General features: G+C 70.4%; 6 protein-coding genes. All 6 read left to right on the forward strand.

The features are described from left to right. The first annotated feature begins 88 nt into the window (after positions 1–88). The 6 genes from E4099_RS27565 (at position 89) to E4099_RS27590 (ending at position 6,074) form a co-directional block, all read left to right on the forward strand. Positions 89–982, forward strand: a complete 894-nt coding sequence (locus tag E4099_RS27565) for a helix-turn-helix transcriptional regulator (protein WP_245245218.1) — start codon at positions 89–91, stop codon at positions 980–982. Between the two features lie 36 nt (positions 983–1,018). Further along, a complete protein-coding gene (locus E4099_RS27570; RefSeq protein ID WP_135341842.1) occupies positions 1,019–1,777 on the forward strand; it encodes a DNA-binding response regulator in 759 nt (252 codons plus the stop codon). Between the two features lie 253 nt (positions 1,778–2,030). Next, positions 2,031–3,593 (forward strand): acyl-CoA carboxylase subunit beta, encoded by a 1,563-nt coding sequence (locus tag E4099_RS27575; RefSeq protein WP_135341843.1) that lies wholly within the window; start codon positions 2,031–2,033, stop codon positions 3,591–3,593. Continuing rightward, a complete protein-coding gene (locus E4099_RS27580) occupies positions 3,590–3,850 on the forward strand; it encodes an acyl-CoA carboxylase epsilon subunit (protein ID WP_135341844.1) in 261 nt (86 codons plus the stop codon). Before E4099_RS27575 ends, E4099_RS27580 begins: the two co-directional genes overlap by 4 nt. A gap of 545 nt (positions 3,851–4,395) precedes the next feature. After that, positions 4,396–4,980 carry an ABC transporter permease gene (locus E4099_RS27585; RefSeq protein ID WP_245245222.1) on the forward strand — a complete coding sequence of 195 codons (585 nt, stop codon included), beginning with the start codon at positions 4,396–4,398 and terminating at the stop codon, positions 4,978–4,980. A 41-nt stretch (positions 4,981–5,021) separates the two neighbouring features. Beyond that, on the forward strand, positions 5,022–6,074 hold the full coding sequence (locus tag E4099_RS27590) for an ABC transporter substrate-binding protein (protein WP_245245220.1): 1,053 nt from the start codon (positions 5,022–5,024) through the stop codon (positions 6,072–6,074). Positions 6,075–6,260: the final 186 nt, after the last annotated feature.

Below are 6,260 nucleotides of genomic sequence, written 5' to 3' on the forward strand. Positions count from 1 at the left end.
GGGGGGATCGGGGGATTGGTTCCGGCCGAGGGTATTTGCGGGACCTCGGTAAATCCGCATTAGCCGTCGCGCCAGACCAGGGGAAGTCATGGTTGCTCTTCCGATCAAGCCCGAGCCCGCGCCCGTGAGCGACGGGCCCGGCGTCTGGGGCCTGGCCGAGCGAGCCGCCCTGGCGGATCCGGGCCGTCCGGCGGGGCGCGAGCCCGTGGGCCGCGCCCACTGCGCGGCGTACGCCGACCACCCCGGTGGCACGGACTACACCGACTACGTCGAGCGCGCCCTGCTGGCGGCCCGGGACCTGATCGAGAGCACCGTCAGCCGGCACCGCCGGGAACTGGCCAAGGCGTCCCTGGCCGCCGCCGTCCCCGCCGACGCCATCGAGCGGCTCGTCTGCGGCGCCACCCAGAGCGTCAGCGCGGTGCTGACCGGCGTCGAGCAGGAGGGCCCGCTCCTCGCCGGGCTCGCCCGACTGCCCGCCGCCGGCGGCGAGCCCATCGCGGTGCGCCTGCTGTGCGTGCCCAGCGCTGTGCACACCACCCGGATCCGCGCGGTGGCCCGCAACACCTCCCGCTTCGAGGTCCGGGTCGCCGACAGCGAACTCCAGGAGGCGCTGCTGGTGGACGGGCGCACCGCCTACGTCCGGCACGGCCAGGAGCAGGACGGGCGGCGGCAGGCCTCGATCGTCGAGGACCCGGCGACCGTGCACGCCATGGAGCTGATGTTCGCCGGCGCCTGGGGGAACGCGGTGGAACTGGCGGAATACCCACGGCTGAACGGGCGGCTGTGCGCACAATCGGTGCGCCGGATCCTGGAGAGCATGCGGACCGGCAACACCGACGAGGTGGCCGCCCGGGAGATGCAGGTGTCGCTGCGCACCTACCGCCGCCACGTCGCCGAGGTCATGCGCGAACTGGGGGCGAACTCCCGCTTCCAGGCCGGGGTCCGGGCGGTGGAACTAGGGCTGCTGCCGGGCCGTCACTGACGGCCGCCGGACCACTCCATCGATGGAGGCGGGGGTATGAACGAGCGTGCGCCGCTGGGCTCGGCGGGACCGGACGTGCCCGACGACACCATCGAACGAACCCTGCGGCAGGTCCGCACCCTGATCGAGTCGACCGTCGCCGAGCACCGGGCCCGCCAGGACCGCGACCGGCAGGTGGCCGAGGTGGGCGTGGCCATGGCGGACGCCGAGATCCGGGCGGCGGCGGCGCAGGTGGCACGGTCGGCGCGGCAGACCGTGGACGTGGTGCTGCCCGACCAGGGCACCGGAACGGCGCCCCTGCACAACGCGCTGGCCGAGCTGGCCGCCGGCATCGGCGAACCGGTCTCGGTGCGGCTGCTGTGCGGCCGGCCCCCGGAGTGCTGGACCGGGCGCGCCGAGGTGCGCACCTCCCAGGTGCCGCTGCCCACCCTGGTCATGGCGGACCGCGGCAGCGCGCTGGTGTGCGCCGAGTCGGCGGCCGGCCGCCAGACCTCGATGGTGCGCGACCCCGAGGTGGTGCGGACCCTGCACTCCCTGTTCGTCAGCGTCTGGGGCGGGGCCACCCGGCTGGGCGGGCCCTTCGAGTTCGACAACCGGGCCCGCGCGGACATGGTGCGCCGGGTGCTGGAGCGGCTGCGGGACGGGGTGACCGACGAGGCCGCCGCCCGCGATCTGGCGGTCTCGGTACGCACCTACCGCCGCTATGTCACGGCCATCCTGGAACTGCTGGGCGCCAGCTCCCGCTTCCAGGCCGGGGTGCGGGCCACCGAACTGGGTATCCTGCGCGACCGCTGACCACTTCATAAATGGCACCGCGTGCCACAACGTCCTTACCGGGAACGGTATTTGCCGCCAAGAACCGGGAACTCCGCCTTACCTGCCGCGTTCCGGCAAACAATTCCTGCCACACAAATCGATTGCGAGATAGGGACGTTGTCCTCTTGCGGACATCCTCAAGTGCTGTGCTGTCGATGTCCGATATCCCCTTTGTACGGTGAACGAGGCGCAGGCCGCGCCCAGTGCCACACGAGGACATGGGGGATGTTCCATGCCGGAGAGCGACGCGATGATGCACGATCGGGTGTCCGAACTGCTCCAACTGCGCAGCCAGGTCCGCGAGGGCGAGGCCCGCGCCACCGAGGCGCAGCATGCCAAGGGCAAGCTGACCGTCCGGGAGCGGTTGGACCTGCTCTTCGACGAGGGGACGTTCACCGAGGTCGAGCCACTGCGCCGGCACCGGGCCACCGGCTTCGGGCTGGAGGACCGCAAGCCGTACACCGACGGTGTGGTCACCGGCTGGGGCACCGTGCACGGCCGCACCGTGTTCGCCTTCGCGCATGACTTCCGGATCTTCGGCGGTGCGCTCGGCGAGGCCCACGCCCAGAAGATCCACAAGATCATGGACATGGCGCTGGCCGCCGGGGCCCCGCTGGTCTCGCTGAACGACGGCGCCGGCGCCCGCATCCAGGAGGGCGTCTCCGCGCTCGCCGGCTACGGCGGCATCTTCGAGCGCAACACCCGGGCCTCCGGTGTCATCCCGCAGATCTCGGTGATGCTCGGCCCCTGCGCGGGCGGCGCCGCCTACTCCCCGGCGCTCACCGACTTCGTCTTCATGGTCCGCGACACCTCGCAGATGTTCATCACCGGCCCGGACGTGGTGCAGGCCGTCACCGGCGAGAAGGTCAGCCAGAACGGCCTGGGCGGCGCCGATGTGCACGCCGAGACCTCCGGGGTCTGCCACTTCGCCTACGACGACGAGCAGACCTGCCTGGAAGAGGTGCGCTACCTGCTCTCCCTGCTTCCGCAGAACAACCGCGAGGCCCCGCCCGTGCAGCGCGGCGGCGACCCGGCCGACCGCCGCTGCGAGGCGCTGCTCGACCTGGTGCCGGTGGACGGCAACCGGCCGTACGACATGCGCAAGGTCATCGAGGAGATCGTGGACGACGGCGAGCACATGGAGGTGCACGAGCGCTGGGCCCCCAGCGTCATCTGCACCCTCGCCCGGTTCGACGGCAACCTGGTCGGCATCGTCGCCAACCAGCCCCAGACCCTCGCCGGGGTGTTGGACATCCACTCCTCGGAGAAGGCCGCGCGCTTCGTGCAGTTCTGCGACGCCTTCAACATCCCGCTGGTGACCCTGGTGGACGTGCCCGGCTTCCTGCCCGGCGTGGACCAGGAGCACAACGGCATCATCCGGCACGGCGCCAAGCTGCTGTACGCCTACTGCAACGCCACCGTGCCGCGCATCTCCATGGTGCTGCGCAAGGCCTACGGCGGCGCGTACATCGTGATGGACTCGCGGTCCATCGGCACCGACCTGGCCTACGCCTGGCCCACCAACGAGATCGCGGTGATGGGTGCGGAGGGCGCCGCCAACGTGGTCTTCCGCCGCCAGATCGCCGCCGCCGACGACCCGGACGCCACCCGCGCGCAGCTGGTCAAGGAGTACACCGCCGAGCTGATGCACCCCTACTACGCCGCCGAGCGCGGCCTGGTGGACGATGTCATCGACCCGGCCGACACCCGCGCCATCCTGGTCCGCGCGCTGGAGATGCTGCGCCACAAGCACGCCGACCTGCCGGCCCGCAAGCACGGGAACCAGCCGGCATGAGCGCCGCCGCAGACCCCGCCGAGGGAGGGCCGGTCATCGACGGCCCGCTCGCACCCGCCCTGGTCAAGGTCATCCGGGGCAACCCCGGTCCGGACGAGTTGGCCGCCGCCACCGCCGTCCTGCTCGCCGTGGCCCGCCGCGCGGAGCAGGCCGCCGGCGCGGCGGACCAGGAGTCGGCCCGCACTCCGCGCTGGCAGCCCTCCCTGGCGGACGGCTGCCCGCCCCGGTCCTGGAGGTCCGGCGAACGCACCGGCTGAAATTCCCGCGAAATCCCACGAACTCGAACACCCCGTCGCGCGGCGGGGTGTTCGCGTTCCCCACAACCCGCGCCGCCACACCCCGACAACTCAATTCTGCCTACCTGATCACATTGTGTACTGGAGCGTGCTGGCGATAGGTTGCACGCAGGCGTGCCGAGATCTGGCAACGTCCGGTAATGCAAGGGGATTTGGGCATGACGGAGAGGCGCCGAAGAGGCGGGACGGTGTTGGCGCAAGCGGACACCGTCGCAGCGGCCACCGGGCCAGCGCATAGCGAGGACGAAGCGCATTCCACCCCAGCGGGAGGAGCGCGGAAGACCGACCGGCATATGGGCCGGGGACGGAATAGGAGCACCGACGGGCTGCTGCCCGGGAAGCGGATGACGCGGGTATATCGCGCGGTGCTACCGCCCCTCACCCTCGGTGTTCTCCTCCTTGTCGCCTGGGATCTGGCCACCCGTACCGGTGCCGTCTCCACCTACTTCCTGCCCACGCCCTGGGATCTCGCCGATCGATTCATCGACGAAATCCGGCACGGCGAACTGCTCGACTACACCGAGGAAACCGCCACCGAGGCGCTGGCAGGTGGCGGGCTGGGCCTCGCCGTGGCCCTTCCGCTGGGCTATCTCATCGCCCGCAGCAAGATTGCCGCCGCCGCCCTCCAGCCCTATATCGCCGCCACCCAGGCGATGCCCGCGGTGGCCCTGGCCCCGCTGTTCGCCATCTGGCTGGGCTACGGGCTGCTGCCCATCGCGGTGCTCTGCGCGCTGCTGGTCTTCTTCCCCATCGTGGTCAACACCGTGCTCGGACTGCGCGGGGTGGACCCCGAGGTGATGAACGCGGCCCGGGTCGACGGCGTTGGCTGGTGGGGGATGCTCTGGTACATCGAGCTCCCGCTGGCCCTGCCCAGCGTCCTGACCGGGGTGCGCAACGGCTTCACCCTGTCCATCACCGGTGCGGTGGTGGGGGAGTTCGTCATGGGCGGTGAGGGCCTGGGGCAGCTGCTGACCGTGCAGCGCCAGGAGGACGACACCGTCGGCCTGTTCTCCACACTCGTCATGCTCTGCCTGCTCGCGGCCGTGTTCTACGGAGTGGTCCGGCTGTTCGAGCGTCTCGTCAAGCGCTGAATCCAGCGAACCCGACTCGCTTTTTTCCTAAGGAGAAGTACGTGCGTTCCACATTCGGGACCAGCCAGCGGCCGGCGCGCAGACGCCATGCGGTGGGGGCGGTTCTGCTGTCAGTGGCGGCGGTGGCCGCGCTGACGTCCTGTGCCGAAGAGCCGGGAAAGTCGGGGGGCAAGAGCGGCGACGCCATCACGGTCGGGCTGACCTACACGCCCAACATCCAGTTCGCACCGTTCTACGTGGCGCAGGAGAAGGGCTTCTACAAGAGCGCCGGCATCGAGGTGAACATCCGTCACCACGGGGCCGCCGAGGACCTGTTCGGCGCCTTGAAGCGAGGTAAAGAGGACGTAGTCTACGCGGGTGGAGACGAGATCCTCCAGGCCCGCGCCAAGAACCTGCCGATCGTGGACATCGCCACGGTCTACCACAAGTACCCGGTGGCGCTGCTGGTGCCGGAGGACTCCGACATAAAGAAGCCCGCCGACCTCAAGGGAAAGACGCTGGGCACCCCCGGCCCCTACGGCGAGACGTATTTCGGGCTGCTGGCACTGCTCAAGGAAGGCGGCCTCACCCCGAAGGACGCCAAGGTGAAATACATCGGCTTCACCCAGCAGGCCGCCCTGAAGGGCGACCGGGTGGACGGTGTCATGGGCTACACCAACAACGACGCGATCGCCTTCAAGGAGTCGGGTACTCCGGTGCGCGCCCTCAACCTCTCCAGCGAGGGCGGCGGCCAGGCCCTGGTCGGCCCCTCGCTCGGCGCCAAGCAGGCCACCTTGGACAAGCGCGGCGACGATGTGCGGAAATTCGTGGACGCCTCGCTGCGCGGTATGCAGTACACCATCGACCACCCGCAAGAGGCGGTCAAGCTCAGCCAGAAGTACATTCCCGGGCTCCGGGACAAGGGGCGGCAGGAGAACGCCCTCGCGGTCCTCATGGCGACCCGGCCGCTGATGCGCAACGACAACGGCGAACTCGGCTACATCGACCCGCAGGTGTGGGACAAGATGGCCGACTTCATGTACGGACAGGGTCTGCTGGACGAGCAGATCCAGGCCGAAGAGGCGTATGACGCGGAGTACCTGCCGAAGTCCTGACCAGGCCGGAACAACCTCGGTAGCCCGGGCGCTCGCGTAGCGGCCCGGGCTTCGGCCTGTCCGGGGCCGGATGATCACCCCGGGGATCGCGGGGAGGGGTCGGGTCCCCGCGCCCGGGCGGCCCGGCCGGACCGGGGCAGTACGGACATCCGGGCGGGCGTACGGGTCGGGGCGGGGCGAGTGTCC

The organism is Streptomyces palmae (genome assembly GCF_004684805.1).
GTDB lineage: Bacteria > Actinomycetota > Actinomycetes > Streptomycetales > Streptomycetaceae > Streptomyces > Streptomyces palmae.

Bases quoted from the DNA above. Each gene is read 5' to 3' on its own strand.
- E4099_RS27570 (WP_135341842.1), top strand. From the start codon at position 1,019: ATGAACGAGCGTGCGCCGCTGGGCTCGGCGGGACCGGACGTGCCCGAC.
- E4099_RS27565 (WP_245245218.1), top strand. From the start codon at position 89: ATGGTTGCTCTTCCGATCAAGCCCGAGCCCGCGCCCGTGAGCGACGGG.
- E4099_RS27580 (WP_135341844.1), top strand. From the start codon at position 3,590: ATGAGCGCCGCCGCAGACCCCGCCGAGGGAGGGCCGGTCATCGACGGC.
- E4099_RS27575 (WP_135341843.1), top strand. From the start codon at position 2,031: ATGCCGGAGAGCGACGCGATGATGCACGATCGGGTGTCCGAACTGCTC.